The organism is Haliea alexandrii, assembly GCF_003719295.1.
Taxonomy (GTDB): Bacteria; Pseudomonadota; Gammaproteobacteria; order Pseudomonadales; family Halieaceae; genus Haliea; species Haliea alexandrii.
On sequence record NZ_RFLW01000001.1, the window covers coordinates 110,347 to 133,496 of the forward strand.

A 23,150-nucleotide genomic window follows, 5' to 3' on the forward strand; every position below is an offset into this window, starting at 1 on the left:
CTCCCGGTCAAATACGGGCCGCCTGCTGCGCGCCCTGCTGTGAGTATAGCCTCAGTCGCGACGCTTGCGCGTCACCGTCAACCAGTCCAGGACGATGCCTGCCCCCGGGGTGAAGCGCGAGATCCTGTACACAACCTGCAGCAAGTCCGGATGCTGGCGCACACGCAGCTCCACGGAGCGGGGGATAAACCAGGCCAGGATAATCCCGCGCAGCAACCCGGACACCAGAAAGATCAACACCACCGGGTGCAGGGGTTGCCAGCTGGCGGGCAACCAGGCGGCAATCTCGGCAAGGTGGCCGGCGAGGTAGCCGCCAAACAGGGCCCCACAGAAAATGCCCACCGCACCCAGTGACGACTGCACTGCGGCGTAGCTGGCGAAATCCGCCCGCGGTGGGCGCAGATCGTAGAGGTAGTTCGCCGTACTCAGGGTAAAGCCGCCCCAGGCCAGCCCCGACAACACCTGCACCAGGAGCAGGTAGCCAAAGTCGCTGGATACAAGCCAGAGTGCCGGCACCACCGGCAACAGCAAGCTGCTCGACACCATCACCCAGCGGTTGCCCCAGCGGTCACAGATGCGCCCCCACACAGACAGGGTGAAGAATTGCGTGAGGATGGCGACCCCGGTATTGGCGGCGAACTGCCAGTAAGTGAAGTTCAGGTCGCGCAACATGTACACGCTGAAAAACGGGGCCGAGATGGCGACCGCCGACTGCATGCCGGCGATGAACAGGCTGTATTGATAGAAGGTCTTGTCGCGAAATGCCTCGCGCACCCGGCTCAGGGTCGTGGTAAAGGATATCGCGGCGCGCTCGCCACTGTGGTCGGGGTCGTGCATGCGACGTAGCTGGTGGGCGGATGTGCTGCGACCCACTGCCGCGAGCAAGAACAGGGCGCCGAAACAGAGCCAGGCCAGATCGTAACGCTGGAACAGACCGAGCAGGGCGCCGCCGCCAGCAAACACGGTAAAACTGGTAATCATTGTCAGCCGTGTGCGCCCGGCGAAGAAAGCGCCGCGACGTCGCGGCGGCACCACACTGCCCATCCAGCCGCGCCACTGGGGCTGCACAAAGTTGGCACTGGCCTGGTAAAGCATGGCAAAACCGATCAGCCAGGTCACGGCGTTGTCGGGCCGCAACAGCGCAATACCCGCCATGCCCAGCACCGCCAGCGCTTGCACGACCACGCCGGTGACGATAGCCCGGCGGCGCGAGAACCGTGGACACAACCATACCGATAACAACTGGAACAGCGCCCCGGCCAGCTGCGGGGCCGCCATCAGCCAGCCCATCTGCGCCAGGCTGGCACGCAGGGAGACCGCAAAAGCACCGAGGTAGTTATCGCAGATGCCGGTCATCACGGAACTGGAGACAGCGTCGCGGCGCGAGCGCGACAAGGTATCGCGCAGCCAGACATTGCGCCGCTGGGTGGCAGGAGGCGTTGTGTTCACGGAAATCCTCGATCAGTCACCGAATAGCATACGCCAAAACCTGCACACGACCAGCGGCAGAGCGCGGTGAATGTGCTAACCTTTTTCACAACAGCCCGCAGAGAAACTGTCATGACCCTTCGAAATTTGATCAGCGGCGCCTGCCTCGCGTTGCTCGCCACACAAACCGTTGCGCAAGGCGACGATGAGCACGCGCGCAAGGCGTTTGAAATCTACAAAACGATTGTTGAAGTGGATACCTCAAAGGCCCAGGGCAACACGCCGCGGGTGGCCCGCTACCTGGCAGACGAACTCATCGCGGCGGGATTCCCGGAAGACGATGTGCGGGTGGTGCCAAAAGGCGATTTCGCCACGCTCATCGCCACCTACCGGGGCGATGGCAGCGCCGGCCGCAAGCCCATTCTCTTTCTCGGCCACCTCGATGTGGTCGAGGCACTGGCAGAGGACTGGGAGCGCCCGCCCTTCAGCCTGACCCAGGATGATGTGAACTACTACGCGCGGGGCAGCATCGACAACAAGTTTGGCGTGGCACAGCTGACCGCCACCTTCATTCGCCTGCGTCGCGAGGGTTTTGTGCCGGATCGCGACCTCGTCCTGGCGTTTTCGGGGGACGAGGAAAGCGGCATGACGACCACGCGCATGATGGCCTACGAAATGCCGGAGCTCGCCGAGGCCGAGTTTGCCCTGAACTCCGATGCCGGGGGCGGCGACCTGGATGCGAGTGGCAAGGCCGTGAGTTACAAGATTCAGGCAGCGGAAAAAACCTATGCCACCTGGGAGATTACCGTGCGCAACCCTGGCGGCCACAGCAGCCGGCCGCGGGACGACAACGCCATCTATGAACTGGCCGACGTCATCAAGGCCATTGAGGCCCATCGCTTCCCGGTCATGTGGAGCGAGATGACCCTATCCTATTTCCAGAATATCGGCGAACAACTTGGCGGGGAACTCGGCGAAACCATGGTGCGCTTCGCCTACAACCCGGACGATGAACACGCCGCCGAGCAGCTGCGTACCGAGCCGTCCTACGTGGGTTCTACCCGCACCACCTGCGTGGTGACCATGCTGCGCGCCGGACATGCGGAAAACGCCCTGCCCCAGTCCGCCACCGCCACGGTGAATTGCCGCATATTTCCCGGCGTCAAGGCTGCGGACATCCAGGCGGAACTGGAAGCGGTGGTCGCCAACACCGGCGCCGAATTCGAACTCCTGGCAGAGGCAACGGAAAGCCCCATTTCAGAATTGCGCGCCGATGTGGTTGCGGCGGTGGGCAAGGCCGTACACAGCCGTCATCCTGACCTGCGGATTATCGCCTACATGTCGTCCGGTGGCACCGATGCCATGCACTTTCGCAGCGCAGGCATACCCACCTGGGGTGTGGGCAGCATTTTCATGAACCCCGACGAGATGTACGCCCACGGGCTCAACGAGCGCGTGCCGATCAAAGCCTTTGACGAAGCACTGGATCACTGGAGTATCATCATCCGCGACCTGACCGGCGCCGAATGAGCCGCGCAACTGCAGGCACCACCGTACTTACCGCCCGCGGGCAATCAAGAGGTCATGACACCATGCGTCAGCCGCAGCCATGCACACCACAACCCTCCCGAATGCGAGGCGTAACACGGGCACTCGCCGCACTCACCCTGCCGCTTCTGGTGGCAACGGCACATGCCGATGCCCTGATCCAGAGCATCGAAACCGACCTCACCGCCCTCGGCTACCAGACAGGGCCTGTGGATGGCGTGGAGACCGTGGAGACACAGATCGCCATTTCCCAGTTCCAGGCGGACAATCAGCTTGAGGTGACCGGAACCGCAAGTCCGCAGCTGGCCGGCATCATCAAGTCCAAAACCAGTAGCGGCACCGCCAGCGCGCAGGCGGCGGCCCCGGCCGAAACGGAGCAGGAATGCCTGCAACGCAAGGTCGCCGAAGCCGAACAGGCAAAGCAGCAGAAAAAGGGGTTGATGAGCCTGTTCAACACCGTGTCGCGCACCGCCTCGCGCTACGGTGGCGGCAGCGAAATCGCCAGTGATATCTCCGAGGCCAGCCGGGACATTGCTGACGCCAATGCGACGAAAGAGGATTTCGAGCAGGCCGCGCGGGACCTGGGACTGTCACAGGGCGAGATTGACAGCTGCCGCAACTGAGCCCGCAGCCCCTGAAACTCCGCTTCCGCCGCGCGCACAGGCGACTGTTCAAGGCGGTCGCCGCACTCTAGAATCCCCCGCTCACAGATCGACTCAGGCAACACCCCATGTCCAGCGCTTCCCTCTCCTCCACCGGCTCCGGTCTGCTGCGGCGCATTGAATCGAGCCGCCTGTTCCAGGGTGCGGTCATTGCCATCATTCTGCTGTCCGCATTGACCATCGGTGCAAAGACCTACGACCTGCCGCCGCTGGCGGAGCGTTCACTGGGTTTCCTGGACACGGCCATCACCCTGTTTTTCCTTCTGGAAATCCTGTTTCGCTTCGCGGCCTGCCCCGACAAACGGCGCTTTTTCCGCGATGGCTGGAATATTTTCGACACCCTGGTGGTGATCGGCAGCCTGATACCCCTGGACAACTCACAGGCCGTGCTGCTGGGGCGACTGCTGCGGGTCTTCCGGGTACTGCGTCTGGTCTCCGTGGTGCCCGAGCTGCGTTTCCTGATCAATTCGTTGCTCAAGGCCATACCGCGCATGGGCTACATCGCCCTGCTCATGTTTATCATTTTCTATATCTATGCGGCGGTGGGTTCCATGCTGTTCGCCGAGGTGGACGAAACACTGTGGGGCGATGTCGCCATTGCCATGCTCACGCTGTTTCGCGTGGCCACCTTCGAGGACTGGACGGATGTCATGTACGCCACCATGGAAGCCTATCCGCTCAGCTGGTTCTACTACCTGACCTTCATTTTTCTCACCGCATTCATCTTCCTCAACATGATGGTGGGGGCCGTGTTGGGTGTGATGACCGCTGAACAAAATGCCCGTGAGGCACAGCAGGCCCACGATGAGCGCGACCTGATTGTGCAGCAACTGAACGACGTGCAAGAACAACTGCGCCTGCTCACCGCTGCCGTGGAACAGGGCCGGGGGACAGCCAGCCCTGAAAAGGTCCCGCTCAAGGACTAGACGACCCTTGCGGCTGCACAACAGACTGCCGGGCAATCCCGGTAGAAGTTCACATCGCAGTGGCGACCCCCGGCTGGTTGCCGGATAATCCGCCCCCTCCAACACTGCCGACAACCACCCGGAGCTGCAACGCGCCGGGGCACACTGTTTTCGGCGCTCACCCACTGCTGGCAAGAAGACCGAAAGCATGCTCGACACCATAAAACAGGACTGGCTGGGCAACGTGCGGGGCGACCTGCTCGCCGGCCTCGTTGTTGCACTGGCGCTGATACCCGAAGCCATCGCCTTCTCTATCATCGCCGGCGTGGACCCGAAAGTGGGCCTGTATGCCTCTTTCTGTATCGCTGTGGTGATTGCCTTCACCGGCGGCAGGCCGGGAATGATCTCCGCCGCCACCGGCGCCATGGCCCTGCTGATGATCACGTTGGTCCGGGAGCACGGTCTTGAGTACCTGCTGGCCGCCACCGTATTGACGGGTGTGCTGCAGATTGCCGCGGGCTATTTGAAACTGGGCTCGCTGATGCGCTTCGTGTCGCGCTCGGTGGTCACGGGCTTCGTCAACGCGCTGGCCATCCTGATTTTCATGGCGCAGGTACCGGAGCTCACCGGGGTGACCTGGCATGTCTACGCCATGACGGCCGGCGGGCTCGGCATCATCTACCTCTTCCCGTGGCTGCCGGTGGTGGGCAAGCTCGTGCCCTCACCGCTGGTGTGCATTCTCACCCTGACCGCAATCGCGCTGCTGCTGGGCCTGGATATCCGCACGGTGGGCGACATGGGTGACTTGCCGGATACCCTGCCGGTCTTCCTCTGGCCGGATGTGCCTCTGTCGCTGGACACCCTGCGCATCATTTTCCCCTATGCCGCCGCACTGGCCGTGGTCGGCCTGCTGGAGTCGATGATGACCGCCACCATCATCGACGACCTCACCGACACCGAGAGCGACAAGAATCGCGAGTGCAAGGGCCAGGGCGTCGCCAACATCGGCGCCGGCCTGCTGGGCGGCATGGCGGGCTGCGCCATGATCGGCCAGTCGGTGATCAACGTGAAATCGGGTGGGCGCGGCCGCCTGTCCTGTTTTGCCGCCGGCACGCTGTTGCTGATCATGGTGGTGTTCCTGGATGACTGGATCAGCCAGATTCCCATGGCAGCGCTGGTGGCGGTGATGATCATGGTGTCGATCGGCACCTTCTCCTGGGATTCGCTGCGCAACCTGAAGTCACACCCGCTGTCTTCCAGTATTGTTATGGTTTCCACGGTTGTCGTGGTAGTGAGCACTCACAATTTGGCGCTCGGAGTGCTGGTGGGCGTACTCCTTGCCGCCCTGTTCTTCGCCAACAAGATCAGCCGCTTCATGCTGGTGCGCTCCGCCGATGCCGGCGACGGACACCGCATCTACACGGTCATCGGTCAGGTGTTCTTTGCTACCGCGGACGGCTTTACCGCAGCATTTGACTTCAAGGAAGCATTGGAGCGTGTCACTATCGACGTCAGCGGTGCACATTTCTGGGACATTACGGCCGTGTCGGCCCTCGACAAGGTAGTGATCAAATTCCGCCGCGAAGGTGCGGTGGTGGAGGTGATCGGCATGAACGCCGCCAGCGCCACCATTGTCGACCGCTTCGGCGTACACGATAAACCCGATGCCAGCGACCCGCTGCTGGCCGGACACTGACCGGGGAGATGGCCATGCACACCATTATTGCCTGCATCGACGGCTCCGCCAGCACCGAGGCCATCAGCCTCGCCGGGGCCTGGGCGAGCCAGCGACTGGAACAACCCCTGACACTCCTGCACGCGCTGGAAAAGCCCGCTACGCCCCCCGCAGCGGACCTGTCCGGCGCCATTGGCCTGGGCAGTCGCGAGCATCTGCTGGAAGAACTGACCGCACTGGATGAGCGGCGGGAGCGACTGGCCCTGGAGCATGGCAAGCACCTGTTACAGGCCGCCGAGGCGACCGCCAGGGCTGCCGGTGCCGCCGAAGTCACCCAGCGCCAGCGCCACGACGACCTGGTTGGCTCACTGGCGGAGCTGGAAGAGGAGGCGCGCCTGGTTATTCTCGGTCGCCAGGGCGAGGACCACGCCGCTGAGCAGCACGCCATCGGCTCTCATCTGGAAAGTGTGGTGCGCCGCATTCAGCGGCCTATCCTCGTTACCTTGCGGGCGTTTCGCCCACCGCGCTCGTTTATGATTGCCTTTGATGGCAGTGCCACGGCACAAAAAGCCCTGAGTCGCGTGGCGGGCAGCCCCCTGCTGGCCGGTCTACCCTGCCATCTGGTGTCGGTAGGACCACTATCAGACGAGCAACAGCACCAGGTAAACGAGGCGACAGCAACCCTTTCCAGTGCCGGTTTCAGCGTGACCACCGCAACACTGGAGGGCGAAGTGCAAACCGCACTCAACCGCTACCACCGCGAGCAACAGGTGGACCTGATGGTTATGGGGGCCTGGGGCCACTCGCGGATTCGCCAGTTCTTTGTCGGCAGCAACACCACACGCATGCTGAGCCAGGCGGAAATGACGCTGCTGCTGTTGCGCTAGCCGCGCAGCGAGCTGCCGCAAAGTTGCGCCATTAGAGCGCGCGGTACAGCATGCGGCTGGCCACCAACACCAGAAACACGCCAAAGGCCAGATTGAGGTGACGCGCGCTGAGCCGGTGCGCCAGCCTGGCACCCAGTGGCGCCGCCAACACCGTCATAGGGGCGATGCAGGCGAGGCCGGGCAGGCTGACAAACCCCAGGCTCCCCGGCGGCAGCCGGTCGTCACCCCAACCGGTTGCCACATAGGCCAGGGCGCCGGGCAGGCTGATCAGTAAACCAAACAGGGCGGAGGTGCCCACCGCGCGGTGTATGCCGTGACCGAGCAGAGTCAGTACTGGCACGCTGAAGGTCCCGCCGCCGATACCCATCATGCTCGACAGGCCGCCGATACCCAGTGGAAAAAGTCGCGCCAATCCACCGGGGGACAGTTCGCGTCCGGGCGCGGGATTGCGACCACCGAACAGCAGCATGCGCAGGCCCAGCAGAATCGCCACGCCACCAAACACCAGTGCCAGCACATTGCCGTGCAGCCGTGAAGCGAGCCAGGCACCGAACACCGCGCCGCAAAAGATCAACGGCCCCCAGCTGCGGGCAAGCCGGAAGTCCACCGCGCCACGCTGGTGGTGTGCCCGCGCAGAGGATAGCGATGTCAGCACAATGGTCGCCAGCGATGTGGCGACGGCGATATGCATGCGGATTGCCGGGTCGACCCCCAGCGCACCCAGCGCGGTATCCAGCGCCGGCACGATCACGATACCCCCACCGACGCCAAGCAGGCCCGCCATGACACCCGCCAGCACCCCGGTAGCCAGCATTGTCAGCACCAGTGGCGCCCAGTTCATCCACTCCGTCATTGCCCGCGTTCCTGTTACCCGGCTTGCGGTGAGCCCGCATAGCGCGCGAGCGAGACGTCGAGTTTACACCATGCGCCAGGTCATGGCCTCGATGAGCAAGGGCCTGTTGCCCGCGAAGGCAACTGCCCTGTATTGCGCAAGGCGCCTGGGTGGACCATGCTGCATAGCCTTAGCCCCGCAGCAAGGACTCTTCGCGTGCACAGTATTTGCCTCAACCAACGTTTCCTCCAGCCTTCGAAGATCGTCTGTATCGGCCGCAACTACGCCGCGCACATCAGTGAGCTCGGCAACGACGTGCCCGATGACATGGTGGTGTTCATCAAGCCCAATTCCGCTCTGGGTGACACACTGTATGCCGAGCGCGGGGAGCCCTTGCACTACGAAGGCGAAATCGTGCTGCTGTGGGAAGCCGGCAGCTTCAGTGCGGTCGGCTTCGGGCTGGACCTCACCCGGCGCGCCTTGCAAAGCACGCTGAAAGCCAAGGGATTACCCTGGGAACGCGCCAAGGCCTTCGATGGCGCGGCCCTCTGCAGTGAGTTCGTCGCACTCAACACGCCGCTGGAAGCTCTGGCACTGGAACTGTATGTCAACGACAAACTGCGTCAGGCGGGCAACGTGGGCATGATGCTCTATCCGCCACCCGCAATTCTGGCGAACCTGGTGGACTTCCTCACCCTGGAGGATGGCGACCTGGTAATGACGGGCACCCCCGCCGGCGTGGGCGAGGTGCGGCGTGGTGATCGATTCCACGGCCGCATACTGGCGGGTGACACGCTGCTGGTAGAGGGTCGCTGGACAGCCCGCTAGCCAGTTCCCACTGCCGGCATTCTGCGCGATTGTAAATGTCGCGTATGTTGGGTAGCTTTAGGGGACCCCACGGAGTGGCGACCCATGCAAAACATCCTGAAACTGGACGTCGCAGGACAACCACGCGGTTGGCTCAGCGCACAGGAGGCGGTGTCTGCGTACGCGCGCGGCGACGTTGTCTACGGCATCGGCGAGCCGCTGCCGCCCATGTTCGGTGGCATTCAACGTCTCACCGGGCAGCGCTCAACCATTCACCTGCAGCCCATCATCGCGCTGCAGGGGCGGGTTCGGCCCGGGTTCAGCCTGCCGCTATGCAACCGCACACTGTTCCGACGCGATGAGCACCGCTGCCTGTATTGCGGCCTGCAGTTTTCGCGGGCGGAGCTGACCCGGGACCACGTGCTGCCGACATCCCGCGGCGGCGATGATCGCTGGGAAAACGTGGTGGCGGCCTGTCGCCGCTGTAACTGGGCCAAGGACAATCGCACGCCGGAAGAGGCGGGCATGCCGCTGCTCGCCGTGCCGTTCCGACCCAATACCTGGGAGTGGCATTTCCTCAGCCGTGACCGGGTACTGGCCGACCAGATGGACTATCTGTCACAGCAGTTTCGCGCGCCGCGCGACTGGGCGCACTGAGCGCCTTCAGCCGCGAAAGTAGCGCTGGGGCACGAAGGGCATGCTGACCACCGTGACCGGCAGCGCCTTGCCACGTACATCGACCGCCAGCCGGGTGCCGGGCTCGCCCAGCGAGCGCTGCACGTAGGCCATGGCGACAGGTCCGCCCAGCGTGGCGCCAAACCCCGCCGAGCACACTTCCCCCACCTGCTGCCCTTGTTCATCGAGCACCGCCTGACCCTCGCGTACCGGCCGCTTGCCCTCTACCTGCAACCCCACGCGGCGCAGCGGCGGCTTGTTCTCGATCAGTTCGAAGACACGCTGCGCACCCGGAAAGCCACCGGCGCGCGCGCCACCGGGACGGCGTGCCTTGCCCACCGACCAGAGCAGCCCGGCCTGTACCGGGTCGATGGTCGGGCTCAACTCATGACCGTACAGGCAGAGGCCGGCTTCAAGCCGCAGGGAATCGCGCGCACCCAGCCCTACCGGTGCCACCCCGGGTTCGGCTAACAGGCGGCGGGCGATGGCCTCGGCGTCTGCGGCAGGCAACGATATCTCGAAGCCGTCCTCTCCGGTATACCCGGAGCAGGTGATATACACCTCTACGCCATCCAGCACGGCGGATTGTCCGTGCATGAAGGTCAGCGAGGCGAGTTCGGGGCACAGTCGACAAAGCACCTCGCGTGCGCCAGGCCCCTGCAGGGCGAGCAGGGCCTGCTGCTCGAGCACCTCGAGTGTCTGGCCCCGAAGGTGGGCCTGCACATGGGCGATGTCCTGCGCCTTGCAGGCGGCGTTGACCACCAGGAAAAAGGTGTCCGGCCCCCACCGGGTAATGATCAGATCATCGCGCACCCCGGCGTCATCGTTGGTGAACAGGGCATAGGTCTGGCAATGCTCGCCCAGCCCGACCACATCGGCGGGAACGAGCGTTTCCAGCAATTCAGCGCTGCCCGCCCCGCGCAACACCAGCTGCCCCATGTGCGAGACATCAAACAGCCCGGCTGCCCGGCGGGTATGCTGGTGTTCGCGGATAATGCCATCCGGGTACTGCACCGGCATGTCGTAGCCTGCGAAGGGCACCATGCGGGCGCCCAGTTCCCGGTGCAGTGCGTCGAGCGGAGTATGCTGCAATGTCATCGGCATGCCTTGTGTGATTCGTCCAGGAAACCAGCCAGCACTCTACCCAGTGGCCCGCAGCCGCGCAACAAAACGGCGCCAGATGCAGCCGCCCACAACCGCGCGCCTCGCGAGTGCGCGCCGCGCGGGTGCCACTTCCCAGCGGCCCGGCGCCAGCGGATAATGGTCCCTCACGCGCAACAGGATTCCCCGTGCACGACTCGGTACCACAAACCATCAGCCTTATCGGCATGCCGGGTGCCGGCAAGAGCACCGTAGGCGTACTGCTGGCCAAACTGGCCGGGCTGGACTTCAATGACACCGACCTGGCCATTCAACGGCACGCCAACGCCACCCTGCAGGAGATCGTCGACGCGCAGGGATATCTCGCACTCAGGGCACTGGAAGAAGAAGTGCTTCTCACCGTACCCCTGGCGCACAGCGTCATTGCCACCGGCGGCAGTGTGGCCTACAGCCCCGCCATCATGCAGCGCCTGCGCGCAGCGGGGCCGGTGGTGTACCTGCAGGTCGAGCTTGCAACACTTTGCCAGCGCATAGCGGCCGCACCGCCGCGAGGCATCGCCAGCGACAGCGCGCACAGCTTCGCCGATGTGTTCCGGGAGCGCACACCTCTCTACGAACGCTATGCCAGCCACACCGTTACAGCCAAAGATGGCGACCCGCAATCCACGGCGCAGCAGATCCTGCAGCTTCTGACAGCGGCCGCGTCGGCACACTGACCACGGACGCCACCGAACACGTCCAGGCACACAACGGACAGCCCGCAACGGCGCCTGTTACCTGTCTGCGCCGGCGCTGGCACGGTGGCATGCGCTTTGCAGAGTGCTGCGCATGGTGGCCCGTTAACTATCGGTCAGGGAAGACAGACTACAGGGACGTAGCCTCGCGTACAGGGACAGCCCGGGAAGGGCACGGGCCACCACACTTACCCGAAACCTCCGCCGGGGGCCTCGCAGGCGCCGGAATTTTGTTATAAATGCCACAAAATTTTGATTTACTCGCCGAAAACGCTGAGTGATATTGCGCCGAAATCGAGGCTGTAAATCATCAGGAGGTGATTTATGACTGAACGCACGCAGGAACAGGCAAACTCCGACAGCCTGGACGACATATTCGAACCCGCGCTGCTGGACATGAGCGACGACGACTTCGACGATGCTATCCCGGTATCCACCGAGAAGCAGCGCCTCGCGGAGAAGCGCCGGCGCGCGGAACAGCGGATTGAACAGCGTCGGCTGCGCGAAGAACTGGGCTACTACGACCTGGAACTGGGCGACTTCTAGCACACACCGGTGGGCGCGGATCAGCGCCCACCGCGTCTCCCGGTTGCCGAAATTCTGGGCATTGCTCCCGCAATTCGCTACATTGCAACGTCACTCTTGCTGGAGCACGCCGCGTGCAGCGCCCCGTCTGGCTACTGAGCATGGACTCAGAGCAATTCAATGCCCCGCCCACCACCACCGCGGGCCTGTCATCTTACTACCGGCGCTACGGCGCTCGCAGTGCCGAAACCCATATCGACCTGGTTCACTTCCAGCACGCCGATGACATTGAGCGCTGGCTCGGCGCGTGGTCCGCGACCGGGCCAGCACAGGTGCGCGCGGCTGCCGCGGCGGGCCTGCGGCCCACACTCGGCTTCAGCGTCTATACGTGGAATGCGGCCGAATTTCTGGCGCTGGCTCGCCAGCTGCGCCAGCTGGCACCGGAGCTGACCCTGATTGCCGGCGGCCCACACGTACAGCAGGCAGAGGACTACGTGGGTGAAGAGGCCCTGGACGTTGTATTCCTCGGCGAAGCCGAGGTGACTCTGCAGGAGTTCCTCGACAGCGCAACACCGGCCGACTGGCCGCAGATCAACGGACTTGCCTACCTGCAGGAGGGTGCCGTGGTACGCACGGCGCCCCGCGAGCGCTGCCGCGAACTGGATACCTTCCCCTCACCCCTTGATGTGCTGGAACTGACCCACCCGGATGGCCGCCCGCGGTATGACGCCATCGCCTACGAAACAAGCCGCGGCTGTCCTTTCAAATGCGCTTTCTGCGAGTGGGGTACCGGCGCCATCGGCAGCAAGATGTACCAGTGGTCGCTGGACCGTGTGCGCAGCGACTGGGAAAAGATTGTTGCCGCCGGTATCGCCAATATCTGGCTGGCGGACTCCAACTTCGGCGCCCTCAAGCAGGATCTGGCAAAGGCACAAATGATCGTGGAACTGAAAGATCGAACAGGGCTGCCGCGCAGCTTCGCCACATCCTGGTCAAAGAAGCACAGCCGACAGGTGCAGGAAATTGCCCTGCTGCTGCACCGCAACCAGTTGCTGCCCCACTATCAGCTCGCCCTGCAGACCCTCACGCCCGAGGCGCTGCGGCTCAGCAACCGGCAGAATATGAGCGCCAATGAGTACCAGCCAATTGCGCGACAAATGTCCGAACAGGGCGTGCCGATCGCTGCCGAACTCATCTGGGGTCTGCCGGGTGACAACCTGGCGGATTTCGAGCGCAATCTGGATACGCTGCTGGCGACGTTCCCCAACATCAACATTTTTGGCTATACCTTGCTCCCCGGCACCGAATTCTATGCGCGGCGCGAGGAATATCGCATCGAAGCCATTCCCGTCGCCGGTTATGGCAAGGCGAAGGGTGAATACGTGGTGGGCTGTCACAGCTTTTCACGCGATGAGGGCGAGGAGGGCTATTTCCTCATCAGTGCCCACATCCTGCTGGTACACGGCTATATCATGCCACTGACCACGCGGCTGCTGGCGCTTGCTGGTGCCGTGCCGGTATCACCGCTGCTGCGCGAATGTCTGCGCGCCATCATCGCCGTGGTACAAAGCGAGTTGTGTGAGCTGGACCCGGGTGATCGCATGGCGGTTTATGAACAGCGCAACGCCATTTATCTGGCGGCGCTCGCCTCTCCCGAGCTGCTCTACAGCACGCTCACACAGGTGATCGCGGCGCATTGCCGCGCGCATGGACAGAATCCGCAGCCCGTATTGCAGGTACTGGCGCTGGACCGCGCCCTGTGCCCCCGGGTGGGGCCAGAGCAGGACACGCTCGAGCACTTCGACTTCGCCGCCGACCAGGTGCAACAGGCGCTCTCGGCCATGAACCTGCCGGGGGAGAGCCTGGCACAGGAGCCCTGCACCCTGCGCGTCCGGCACCCGGGCGGCGTGGGTGACATCCTGCGCGATGCCGATGGTGGCAGCTGGTTGCGCGGGGTTGTGCTGGCTCGTGAAGATAGCACTTCAGCTACACTGGCAGTCGCGCTAGCATAGGCGGGTATTCACAGGGGAGTTGTTGGGTCATGCCAGAATTGAAACGCGAAGTCCGGCCGGTGGAAGTCAATTATGTGTGCGATGCCTGCGGCAAAGGCATGATGGCGGCCTGCGGCGACATGGACCCGAAAACCGGTAACATCGACCACCGTTGCATGATCTGCAACCACCAGCAGGTTTTCACCTGGCGCCCCTACCCCCGTATCGAGCACATCGGGCTCGACGAGAAACTCTAGGCCACCAGGGCTGACACTACACCTGCAACAGCAGGTGCTCGCGCTCCCAGGAGCTGATCACCCGGTTGAACTCCTCGAACTCGTCCAGCTTCACCGCGGCATAGGCTCGCAGGAAAAGATCGCCAAACATGTCCTGCAATTCTGCCGTGTTGTGCAGGTTGCGCAGGCCTTCCTCGAGTGTACGAGCTACCGCCACATCGTCTTCGTTTGCCGTGCCCTGGTGCGGCTCGGTGGGGCTCAGCCCCTGCTTCATCCCCAGATAGCCGCTGGCCAGGGTGGCGGCAATGGCGAGGTAGGGGTTGGCATCGGCACCCGGGAACCGGTTCTCCACCCGGGTCGCCTCAGGCGGCCCCCAAGGCACTCGAAAGGCGGTGGTGCGGTTGTCCATGCCCCAGTTCAGGTTGATCGGGGCGGCAATTTCCGGCGCCAGACGGCGATAGGAGTTCACATTGGGGGCGTACAGGCTTATCAGCTCCGGGGTGTAGCGCTGCAGACCGGCAATGTAAGACAGAAACGCCGGCGTGTGCTTGCCGTCGCTGTCGACAAAAATATTCTCGCCGCTGCCGGCGCGCACCACGCTCTGGTGAATGTGCATGGCGCTGCCGGGTTCGCTCTGCATGGGTTTGGCCATGAAAGTCGCGTACATGCCGTGCTTGTGTGCAGTTTCACGCACCGTGCGCTTGAACACAAACACCTGGTCGGCGAGGGACATGGCGTCGCCGTGCAGGAAATTGATTTCCATCTGTGCCGCGCCATTCTCATGGATCAGCGTGTCCACCTGCAGTTTCTGTTCGTCGGCGTAATCGTACATGTCCTCGACAAAGTCCTCGAACTCGGTCACGGCATCAATGCTGTAGGACAGTCGCGCCGACTCGCGACGGCCTGAACGCCCCTTGGGTGGCATCAGCTCGTAATCCGGGTCGGTATTCTTGGCCACCAGGTAGAATTCCACTTCGGGTGCCACCACCGGCTGCAGCCCCTCCGCTGCATACAGGTCGAGGATATGGCGCAGTACATTGCGCGTCGACAACGGGTGGCGCTCGCCCGAGCGTTTGTAACAGTCGTGGATAATCTGCGCCGTGGGCTCACGCGCCCAGGGCACCACCCGCAGCGTTGCCGGGTCCGGCTTGAGGATCATGTCCGCATCGGTGGGCTCGACGAAATCCCAGTGGTCATCGGAGTACTCCCCGGTGACGGTCTGGATCATGATGCTTTCCGGTAATTTGGGGTTACCCATACTCAGGAACTGGTGCGCGGGGATGAACTTGCCACGCGCATTGCCGGTCATGTCGGGGACCAGACACTCGACTTCCGAGATCTTGTGCTGCTTCAGCCATTCGTGAATGGCCTGGGTGTCGGTGCTCATACACATTCCATAGTGGGCAAGCGCTTGAGTTTGCAGCACTGCCTGCGGCGCCGCAAGGGCCTGACCGCCGGCAAAATGCGGCTTTTGGCGCAACATTCCGTATAATCACCGCATGCAATCCCGATCCCACATCGACTCCTGGTACGCCGCCACGGCCAACCTGAGCCTGTCCTTTCCCCCGCTGCGCGGCGCGGCCACGGCGGACGTGTGTATTGTGGGCGGCGGCTACACCGGCCTGTCGGCTGCCCTTCACCTACGCCAGCGCGGCTACAGCGTTATTTTGCTGGAAGCCAACCGACTGGCGTGGGGGGCATCGGGCCGCAACGGCGGGCATGTGGGCACAGGCCAGCGCGCCGGGCAGGCACAACTGGAAAAGTGGGTGGGCCAGGCGCAGGCACAGGCGCTGTGGCAGCTGGGGCTGGAAGCGGTTGAGACCGTGTGTGACCTGGTCGCCGAGCACAACATCGATTGTGACCTGCGCAGCGGCAATCTGCATGTCGCCTCCAAGCCCGGCGATGCCGCTGAACTCGCCGCCGAGGTCGACCACCTGAACCGGGTCTACCACTACGACGACCTCCGCTACGTGGAAGCCGATGAGCTGGCAGGGATGACCTCCGGGCAGGGTTTCCATGGCGCAACGCTGGACAGCGGCGCACGCCATCTGCACCCGCTCAACTATGCACTGGGGCTGGCACGCGCCGCCGCCGACGCCGGCGCCACCCTGCATGAAGGGAGCCGGGTGACGCACTACCGGGAAAACGGCAAAGTGCAGGTGTCCACCGCGGCAGGCAGCGTCAGCTGCGATTACCTGGTGCTGGCCTGCAATGGCTATCTGGAGCGCCTGGAGCCGCGAGCGGCTGGCCGCATCATGCCCATCAACAACTACATGCTGGCGACCGAGCCGCTGTCGGACGCGCTGGCGGCACGCCTGATTCGGGATGACTGCTCCATGTCAGATACGCTGTTTGTGGTGAACTACTGGAAGCTGTCCGCCGATCGCCGCCTGCTGTTCGGTGGCGGTGAATCCTACAGCCGGCGCTACCCGGCGGACATCAAGGGCTTTGTACGCAAGTACATGCTGCGTATCTATCCGGAACTGGCGCAAACCCGCATCGACTACGGCTGGGGCGGCACACTCGCTATCACGCTCAACCGCATGCCCGATTTCGGTCGGCTGTCCCAGGGCGTGTTTTACGCCCATGGCTATTCCGGGCACGGCGTACCCACCGCTACTCTGGCGGGCAAGCTGCTGGCAGAAGTGATCAGCGGCAGCGCCGAGCGCTTTGATGTCATGGCCAGCGTACCCTCGCCGCGCTTTCCGGGCGGCACCCTGCTGCGCTGGCCCGGCCTGGTGGCCGGCATGCTTTTCTACAGTTTGCGCGACCGGCTGGGCTGAGCAGCACATGTCGTCCCCGATCCCCCTGCACAACACACTGGCCTCCGGCACCGACTGGCAGGCCGCGCTGCGCGACCTGATCAGCTCACCCGCTGAACTCTGCGCCGCCCTGGAGATCCCCCCCGCGGCACTGGGCTGGAGTGAGGCAGCTCGCCAATCCTTCCCGTTGCGTGTACCGCGCGCCTTCGTGTCGCGCATGCGGCGGGGCGACCCACGGGACCCCCTTCTGCTACAGGTGCTTGCCGGGGCTCAGGAAATGCAACCAGCGCCGGGGTTCAGCGCCGACCCGACCGGTGAAACCGGCAACGCCAACCCGCATCCGGGCATTATTCACAAGTACCACGGGCGCGTATTGCTGATCATCACCGGCAGCTGCGCCATTCATTGCCGGTATTGTTTCCGCCGGCATTTCCCCTATGCCGATAACCAGAACAGCCGCAGCGAGTGGTCTACCGCGCTGGAGTATATCGCGCGGGATGAGAGCATCAGCGAAGTCATATTGAGTGGCGGCGACCCGCTGATGGCCAACGACAAACAACTGGCAGCACTGGTGACACAGATTGCCGGCATTGCGCACGTACGCCGCCTGCGGGTGCACACCCGCCTGCCGATTGTCATCCCCCAGCGGATCACCGAAAGCCTGCTGCAGGTCCTCACCCCCTCACGTTTGCAGAGCACGGTGGTGGTACACAGCAACCACGCCAATGAAATCGACACCGAGGTGGCAGCGGCCTTTGCTCGCCTGCGCGCAGCGGGCATCACCCTGCTCAATCAGGCGGTGCTGCTGGCAGGCATCAACGACTCGACGGCAGCGCAGGTCGCACTCAGCGAACGCCTGTTTGAGGCGGGCGCACTGCCCTATTACCTGCACCTGCTCGACCGGGTGGACGGCGCCGCACACTTTGAAGTGGACCGCGCACAGGCCCTGGCGTTGCACCGGGAGATGGCTGCACGACTGCCCGGCTACCTGCTGCCACGGCTGGTGCAGGAGGTTCCCGGGGCGCCCTCCAAACTCGATGTAGGGACCTGATACAGCACACGCTGCACTCCTGCACTCCTGCGCTCCTGCGCTCCTGCGCTCCTGCACTCCTGCGCTCAGCGGCCCTTTAGTAATCCTGTAAAACAGTACATTAATTTCTTAATAATCAATTTTATAGGACACATAATCCGTGCCATAGTCACTAAGCACCTCAAGGCAACGTATCGAGCGTTTCCATCAACAATTGCCAAGGTGCGGGAGGGATTAGCAATGAGCAAAACAGCGTCAGATCAAGCGGGCAAATGCCCGGTCATGCACGGCGGCAGCACCAGAATGGGCGATTCACCCATGGCCTGGTGGCCGGATGCACTCAACCTCGACATTCTCCATCAACACGACCGCAAGACGAACCCGCTGGGCGAGTCGTTCGATTATGCAGAAGAATTCAACAAGCTGGACCTGGCCGCCCTGAAGGGCGACCTGCACGCGCTGATGACCGACAGTCAGGCCTGGTGGCCTGCCGACTGGGGCCACTACGGTGGCCTGATGATTCGGATGGCGTGGCACGCCGCGGGCACCTACCGCATCGCCGACGGTCGCGGCGGCGGCGGCACTGGTAACCAGCGTTTCGCCCCCATCAACAGCTGGCCGGACAACGTGAGCCTGGACAAGGCGCGCCGTCTGCTCTGGCCTGTGAAGAAGAAATACGGCAACCGCATTTCCTGGGCCGACTTGATCATCCTGGCGGGCACCATGGCCTATGAGTCCATGGGACTGAAGATCTACGGCTTCGCCGGCGGGCGCACCGATATCTGGCACCCGGAGAAGGACACCAGCTGGGGTTCCGAGCAGGAGTGGCTGGGCAAGAGTAACGAGCGCATGCATAGTGACCGTCAGGACACGCTGGACAACCCGCTGGCGGCGGTGCAAATGGGCCTCATCTACGTGAACCCGGAAGGCGTTGACGGCCAGCCCGACCCACAGAAAACCGCCCATGACGTGCGCCTCACCTTTGCCCGCATGGCAATGGACGACGAGGAGACGGTGGCACTGACCGCCGGCGGCCATACCGTGGGTAAATGCCACGGCAACGGCGATGCCTCGGTTCTGGGCCCCGACCCGGAGGGCACCGACTTCGACGCACAGGGCCTGGGCTGGCACAACCCAACCCGCACCGGCTACGGTCGCGACACCGTCACCAGCGGCATTGAAGGCGCTTGGACCACGCACCCCACACGCTGGGACAACGGCTACTTCTACCTGCTGTTCACCTATGAATGGGAACTGAAAAAGAGCCCCGCCGGTGCCTGGCAGTGGGAGCCCATCGATATCAAGGAAGAGGACAAACCGGTCGATGTTGAGGACCCGTCCATCAGATTGAACCCCATCATGACCGATGCCGACATGGCCATGATTGTCGACCCGGCCTACCGCAAGATTTCCGAGCGTTTCTACAACGACCCGGCTTATTTCTCCGACGTGTTCGCACGGGCCTGGTACAAGCTCACACACCGCGACCTGGGACCGCGCAGCCGCTACCTGGGCCCGGATGTGCCGCAGGAGGACCTGATCTGGCAGGACCCGATACCCTCGGTGGACTATGCATTGGATGCCGCAGAAATTGCCGACTTGAAGCAGCGCTTGCTGAACAGTGGGCCCAGCGCGGCGGAGCTGATCGCCACCGCCTGGGACAGCGCACGCACCTTTCGCGGCTCGGACTTCCGCGGCGGTGCCAACGGCAGCCGCATCCGGCTGGCACCGCAGAAGGACTGGGAGGGCAATGAGCCGGAACGCCTGCAGAAGGTATTGGGTGCGCTTGAGCACGTGCGGGCGGGCCTGACCAAACCGGTAAGCATGGCTGACCTGATTGTGCTTGCCGGCAGCGCCGCTGTCGAACAGGCCGCACACGCTGCAGGGGTGAAGGTGACCGTGCCGTTTGCGCCCGGCCGCGGTGATGCCAGCGCAGAGTTGACCGACGAGGATGCTTTCGCCGTGCTGGAGCCGATTCACGATGGCTTCCGCAACTGGCTGCAGCGCGACTACAGCGTGTCCGCAGAACGCCTGTTGCTGGACAGGGCTCAGCTGATGGGCCTGACTGCACCGGAAATGACGGTGCTGATCGGCGGCATGCGTGTTCTGGGCACCAATCATGGTGGGCGTGCCCACGGCGTACTGACAGACCGCGTCGGCGTGCTGAGCAACGACTTCTTCGTCAACCTCACCGACATGCGGTATATGTGGAAGCCTACCGAAAACGGTGACTACACAATCTGCGATCGGCAAACGGGGGAAACCCGCTGGAGCGCCACGCGCGTGGATCTGGTGTTCGGTTCCAACTCCATCCTGCGGGCTTACGCTGAGGTGTACGCACAGGATGACAACAGGGAAAAGTTCGTCCACGACTTCGTCAACGCCTGGACCAAAGTCATGAACGCAGATCGTTTCGACCTGAAAAACTGATTAAAGGAGTGACACACATGACCGACATTGATATTGGCATCTCCAGTTCCGACCGTGCCCGTGTGGCGGAAGGCCTCAAGCGGTTGCTGGCAGATTCCTATACGCTCTACCTGCAAACCCATAACTTCCACTGGAACGTGACCGGACCGCAGTTCCGTGAGTTGCACCTCATGTTCGAGGAGCACTACACCGAGCTGGCTACCGCGGTAGATGACATCGCTGAGCGAATTCGCACGCTCGGCGAGGTTGCCCCGGGCACCTACAAGGCCTTCGCGGAACTCAGCTCCATCCAGGAAGTGGATGGTGTGCCTGCAGCCACTGACATGATTGAAATACTCAACCGTGGGCACGAGCAGGTGGTCAAAACCTGCCGCAATGCACTGGGGCCGGCACAGGAGGCGGATGATGAATCGTCCGCCGCGTTGATCTCCGACCGCATGCGCATCCACGAAAAAACCGCATGGATGCTGCGCGCAATGCGCTGAAATCCTGGCAGGTAACACTGCACCAACCTCTGCCCCGTGGTTCAAGAAATTGCCGGGGCAGAGGGTTCCCGTGCCGCGCCAATTACAGCCGAGGACGTATCCGGTAAGCTCGTAGCGAGAACGTTTTCACGCCGAGGAAACCACCATGTCCAACCACAGCGCCGCCCCGCAGGCCTCTCTGCAGACTCTGCTCGACAAGCAGGCCATTCGCGAACTCAAATACCGCTACCTGAATGCCTGTGATGACAAGGCCCCCGAGACCGTAGCGGCCTGCTTCGCGCCTGGCCCGGTGGCGATCAACTTTGGCCACATCGGTGAATTCGCCAACCGCGAGGATTTTGTCGCCGTGTTTGTGGCGTTAGGTTGCCATGAACACATCGTTGACATGCACCACGCGGAAAACATGATCGTGGAGATGACCGGCGCGGACAGTGCCAGCGCGCGCGTCGGCCTGCGCTTTCACAGCATCAATACGCGGGACCAAACGACCGTACAACTCGGCGGCTTCTACAATGACGAATACCGCCGCATCAATGGTGAGTGGCTGATCAGCGCCAGCACTTTCACCGTGCGCTCGGCGCTCATCACTGATTACAGCAGCGGCAGTGACGCCGTAGTCTGGGCAGGCAACCAGATGCCGTCGCAGGCCGCCTGAGCGCGCTACTCCCCTGGCAGCACCTGATCGAACAGCACCGGCAGTTCCCGCACGCCACGCAGTACCGCCCCCTGCGGCCCGGGCTGCGCCGGGTCCGCCAACCGCAGCCCCGGCAAGCGGGCCAACAACGCACTCAGGGACACCTCAATTTCCGCGCGGGCCAGGTGCGAACCGAGGCAGAAATGCGGACCGCCACCAAAGGTGACCGATTTGTGATGGGCACCCCGGTCGAGCCGAAAGGTGTCGGCATCGGCAAACACCGCCGGGTCGCGATTGGCCGTGGCGTTGCCGTACAGCAGTGGTGAATTTGCGGGAATGGTGACACCCGCCACAACAATCTCCCGCTCGGTGTAGCGCGGCTGCAGGCAAACCGCCCCATACAGCCGCAAACCCTCGTCCACGGCTGCCGTGTGCAGGGCTGGCTCGGCCTGCAGTTGCTGGCGCAAGGTATCGTCCCGCAAAACCGCCCAGAGCAGGCTGCCTAGCGACAAGTACGTGGTGTCTGCGCCGGCCGGGAAAATGAGGCGCACGAAAGAAAAAATCTCCTCATCCGTGAGCTGTTTGCTCTCCACCTCGGCAGTCGCCAGCAGGGAGAGCAGGTCATCACGGGGATGGGCGCGACGCTGTCGCACGATGGGTGCGAGGTACGCGGTGATTGCAGCGCGTGCCTCAAGCGCCAGCCCGGGATTCCAGGGGAACTGGAACAGGCCCTGTAACCACTGGTGCAGCTCGGGCTCATCTGCCACCGGAATGCCCAGCAGGCCGGTAATCACCTTGAAGGGGTAACGGTGGGTATAGGCCGCCACCAGGTCCACGCCGGTCTGGCCTGTCAGGCCGTCGATCAGCTCATCCGCCAATGGCCGCAGCAGCGTACTGATGCTGCGCCGTATGGCACCCGGGTGAAACGCACCGGATACCAGCAGGCGGTTGACGCGGTGTTCATCACCCTCCATGCAGAGCAGCGTCTTGCCCTGGGCGGGTTCGGAATGCCTGCGGTAGGCCCGGGCGGCGGGCACGCCCGCCTCGTTGCGATAAAGCGCGGACACATCATCGTGACGCAGAACAATCCAGGCGGTTTCACCCAGGTAGTTGACTGGTACCACGCGCTGGCCGGCAGCGCGCAGCTCAGCCATAAGCGGGTGGAAATCGGGCAGCGGATCAATCGCAAAGTCGATTTCCGGGAAAAACCGTTCACTGGCGGTGACACAGGTGCCGGTGCTCATGCTCTTATGCTCTTCTGGCCCCATCAGGGCCTATCATGCACCGCCTAGAACGGAATGTCGTCATCCGTTGGGCCCGGGTCACCAGCCTGGTAGGGCATCCCCGCGTAGTCATCCTGGCCCTGATTCTGTGCTGGTGCGCCGGCGGCGCTGATCTTCCAGCCCTGCAGGTTGTTGAAATACCGGCCGTTGTACTCCCGTCCGCGAATATCGAAGGTTACCGTCACTTCCTGACCAGGCTGCAAGCCCTCAAGCAGGCTGATCTTGTCCTGCACGAATTCCAGGCTGATGTCCTGGGGATACTTCCCGTCCTCAACCGTCACGACCATTTCACGCTTGGTAAAGCCGCTGTTGAAGGTTTGGGGTTCCTGAATGAGCTTGATCTTGCCGGTGAGGTCGTAGGCCACGCGAGTGGGACTCCTTGAGTGGGGTTGAAACATTCGGCCATTACGCCGCAGCCGTGAGACTGCAGGCGCATTCGAAACAGGCGCCGATGTACAGAGTGTTCCAGTTTAGTGGGACGTAGGCAGGATGTGTAGGGCGCGGGCCAAATTGATGGAGC

At 63.1% G+C, this 23,150-nt stretch carries 22 protein-coding genes; 16 read left to right on the forward strand and 6 right to left on the reverse strand.

Annotated features, from left to right (window positions below; all coding sequences use genetic code 11):
• Positions 1-51: 51 nt before the first annotated feature.
• Positions 52-1,449, reverse strand: a complete 1,398-nt coding sequence (locus EGJ68_RS00520) for an MFS transporter (protein ID WP_199227886.1) — start codon at positions 1,447-1,449, stop codon at positions 52-54.
• A gap of 111 nt (positions 1,450-1,560) precedes the next feature.
• Between EGJ68_RS00520 and EGJ68_RS00525 the strand changes: the two genes are divergently transcribed.
• The 5 genes from EGJ68_RS00525 (at position 1,561) to EGJ68_RS00545 (ending at position 7,105) form a co-directional block, all read left to right on the forward strand.
• Positions 1,561-2,958 carry a M20/M25/M40 family metallo-hydrolase gene (locus EGJ68_RS00525; protein WP_123032630.1) on the forward strand — a complete coding sequence of 466 codons (1,398 nt, stop codon included), beginning with the start codon at positions 1,561-1,563 and terminating at the stop codon, positions 2,956-2,958.
• 101 nt (positions 2,959-3,059) lie between these two features.
• Positions 3,060-3,599, forward strand: a complete 540-nt coding sequence (locus tag EGJ68_RS00530) for a peptidoglycan-binding domain-containing protein (protein ID WP_158283437.1) — start codon at positions 3,060-3,062, stop codon at positions 3,597-3,599.
• Positions 3,600-3,706: 107 nt separating this feature from the next.
• Positions 3,707-4,564 carry an ion transporter gene (locus EGJ68_RS00535; RefSeq protein ID WP_123032632.1) on the forward strand — a complete coding sequence of 286 codons (858 nt, stop codon included), beginning with the start codon at positions 3,707-3,709 and terminating at the stop codon, positions 4,562-4,564.
• 187 nt (positions 4,565-4,751) lie between these two features.
• Complete coding sequence (locus tag EGJ68_RS00540; RefSeq protein ID WP_123032633.1) at positions 4,752-6,239, forward strand: SulP family inorganic anion transporter; 1,488 nt, start codon at positions 4,752-4,754, stop codon at positions 6,237-6,239.
• Positions 6,240-6,253: 14 nt separating this feature from the next.
• Positions 6,254-7,105 carry a universal stress protein gene (locus tag EGJ68_RS00545; protein ID WP_123032634.1) on the forward strand — a complete coding sequence of 284 codons (852 nt, stop codon included), beginning with the start codon at positions 6,254-6,256 and terminating at the stop codon, positions 7,103-7,105.
• Positions 7,106-7,136: 31 nt separating this feature from the next.
• Here EGJ68_RS00545 and EGJ68_RS00550 read toward each other — a convergent pair whose 3' ends face one another.
• Positions 7,137-7,958 (reverse strand): sulfite exporter TauE/SafE family protein, encoded by an 822-nt coding sequence (locus EGJ68_RS00550; protein WP_233248623.1) that lies wholly within the window; start codon positions 7,956-7,958, stop codon positions 7,137-7,139.
• A gap of 195 nt (positions 7,959-8,153) precedes the next feature.
• On the opposite strand from EGJ68_RS00550, the gene EGJ68_RS00555 reads away from it, so the two are divergent.
• On the forward strand, positions 8,154-8,765 hold the full coding sequence (locus tag EGJ68_RS00555) for a fumarylacetoacetate hydrolase family protein (protein WP_233248624.1): 612 nt from the start codon (positions 8,154-8,156) through the stop codon (positions 8,763-8,765).
• 84 nt (positions 8,766-8,849) lie between these two features.
• Positions 8,850-9,401, forward strand: coding sequence for an HNH endonuclease (locus EGJ68_RS00560; protein ID WP_123032636.1), 552 nt, complete (start codon positions 8,850-8,852; stop codon positions 9,399-9,401).
• Between the two features lie 6 nt (positions 9,402-9,407).
• Here the strand turns inward: EGJ68_RS00560 and gcvT are convergent, their stop codons facing one another.
• Positions 9,408-10,517, reverse strand: coding sequence for a glycine cleavage system aminomethyltransferase GcvT (gene gcvT, locus EGJ68_RS00565; protein ID WP_123032637.1), 1,110 nt, complete (start codon positions 10,515-10,517; stop codon positions 9,408-9,410).
• A gap of 191 nt (positions 10,518-10,708) precedes the next feature.
• On the opposite strand from gcvT, the gene EGJ68_RS00570 reads away from it, so the two are divergent.
• The 4 genes from EGJ68_RS00570 to EGJ68_RS00585 all read left to right on the forward strand — a co-directional run bounded on the left by EGJ68_RS00570 (position 10,709) and on the right by EGJ68_RS00585 (position 14,027).
• A complete protein-coding gene (locus EGJ68_RS00570; protein WP_233248625.1) occupies positions 10,709-11,236 on the forward strand; it encodes a shikimate kinase in 528 nt (175 codons plus the stop codon).
• Positions 11,237-11,578: 342 nt separating this feature from the next.
• Positions 11,579-11,800 carry a PA3496 family putative envelope integrity protein gene (locus EGJ68_RS00575; RefSeq protein ID WP_027950336.1) on the forward strand — a complete coding sequence of 74 codons (222 nt, stop codon included), beginning with the start codon at positions 11,579-11,581 and terminating at the stop codon, positions 11,798-11,800.
• Between the two features lie 113 nt (positions 11,801-11,913).
• Positions 11,914-13,791 carry a B12-binding domain-containing radical SAM protein gene (locus tag EGJ68_RS00580; protein WP_123032638.1) on the forward strand — a complete coding sequence of 626 codons (1,878 nt, stop codon included), beginning with the start codon at positions 11,914-11,916 and terminating at the stop codon, positions 13,789-13,791.
• A gap of 29 nt (positions 13,792-13,820) precedes the next feature.
• Positions 13,821-14,027: a type II citrate synthase gene (locus tag EGJ68_RS00585; RefSeq protein WP_123032639.1), complete on the forward strand. Its 207-nt coding sequence runs from the start codon at positions 13,821-13,823 to the stop codon at positions 14,025-14,027.
• Between the two features lie 16 nt (positions 14,028-14,043).
• Here the strand turns inward: EGJ68_RS00585 and EGJ68_RS00590 are convergent, their stop codons facing one another.
• Complete coding sequence (locus EGJ68_RS00590) at positions 14,044-15,393, reverse strand: glutamine synthetase family protein (RefSeq protein ID WP_027950333.1); 1,350 nt, start codon at positions 15,391-15,393, stop codon at positions 14,044-14,046.
• Positions 15,394-15,505: 112 nt separating this feature from the next.
• Here EGJ68_RS00590 and EGJ68_RS00595 point away from each other — a divergent pair, with 112 nt between their 5' ends.
• From EGJ68_RS00595 to EGJ68_RS00615, 5 genes are all read left to right on the forward strand, one after another.
• The gene (locus EGJ68_RS00595; protein WP_123032640.1) at positions 15,506-16,789 is read left to right on the forward strand and encodes an NAD(P)/FAD-dependent oxidoreductase; all 1,284 of its coding nucleotides are present in this window, start codon (positions 15,506-15,508) and stop codon (positions 16,787-16,789) included.
• Positions 16,790-16,796: 7 nt separating this feature from the next.
• Positions 16,797-17,819, forward strand: a complete 1,023-nt coding sequence (gene epmB / locus EGJ68_RS00600; protein WP_123032641.1) for an EF-P beta-lysylation protein EpmB — start codon at positions 16,797-16,799, stop codon at positions 17,817-17,819.
• A gap of 219 nt (positions 17,820-18,038) precedes the next feature.
• A complete protein-coding gene (katG, locus tag EGJ68_RS00605; RefSeq protein WP_123032642.1) occupies positions 18,039-20,228 on the forward strand; it encodes a catalase/peroxidase HPI in 2,190 nt (729 codons plus the stop codon).
• 17 nt (positions 20,229-20,245) lie between these two features.
• The gene (locus EGJ68_RS00610) at positions 20,246-20,713 is read left to right on the forward strand and encodes a Dps family protein (protein ID WP_123032643.1); all 468 of its coding nucleotides are present in this window, start codon (positions 20,246-20,248) and stop codon (positions 20,711-20,713) included.
• A 145-nt stretch (positions 20,714-20,858) separates the two neighbouring features.
• Entirely contained in the window at positions 20,859-21,368 is a 510-nt protein-coding gene (locus EGJ68_RS00615) for a nuclear transport factor 2 family protein (protein ID WP_123032644.1), read from the forward strand.
• A 5-nt stretch (positions 21,369-21,373) separates the two neighbouring features.
• On the opposite strand, the gene EGJ68_RS00620 is transcribed toward EGJ68_RS00615, so the two are convergent.
• Together EGJ68_RS00620 and EGJ68_RS00625 are read right to left on the reverse strand one after the other, a co-directional pair.
• Positions 21,374-22,591 (reverse strand): cytochrome P450, encoded by a 1,218-nt coding sequence (locus EGJ68_RS00620; RefSeq protein WP_158283438.1) that lies wholly within the window; start codon positions 22,589-22,591, stop codon positions 21,374-21,376.
• A 44-nt stretch (positions 22,592-22,635) separates the two neighbouring features.
• Positions 22,636-22,995, reverse strand: a complete 360-nt coding sequence (locus EGJ68_RS00625; protein ID WP_123032646.1) for a DUF3127 domain-containing protein — start codon at positions 22,993-22,995, stop codon at positions 22,636-22,638.
• Between the last annotated feature and the right edge of the window lie 155 nt (positions 22,996-23,150).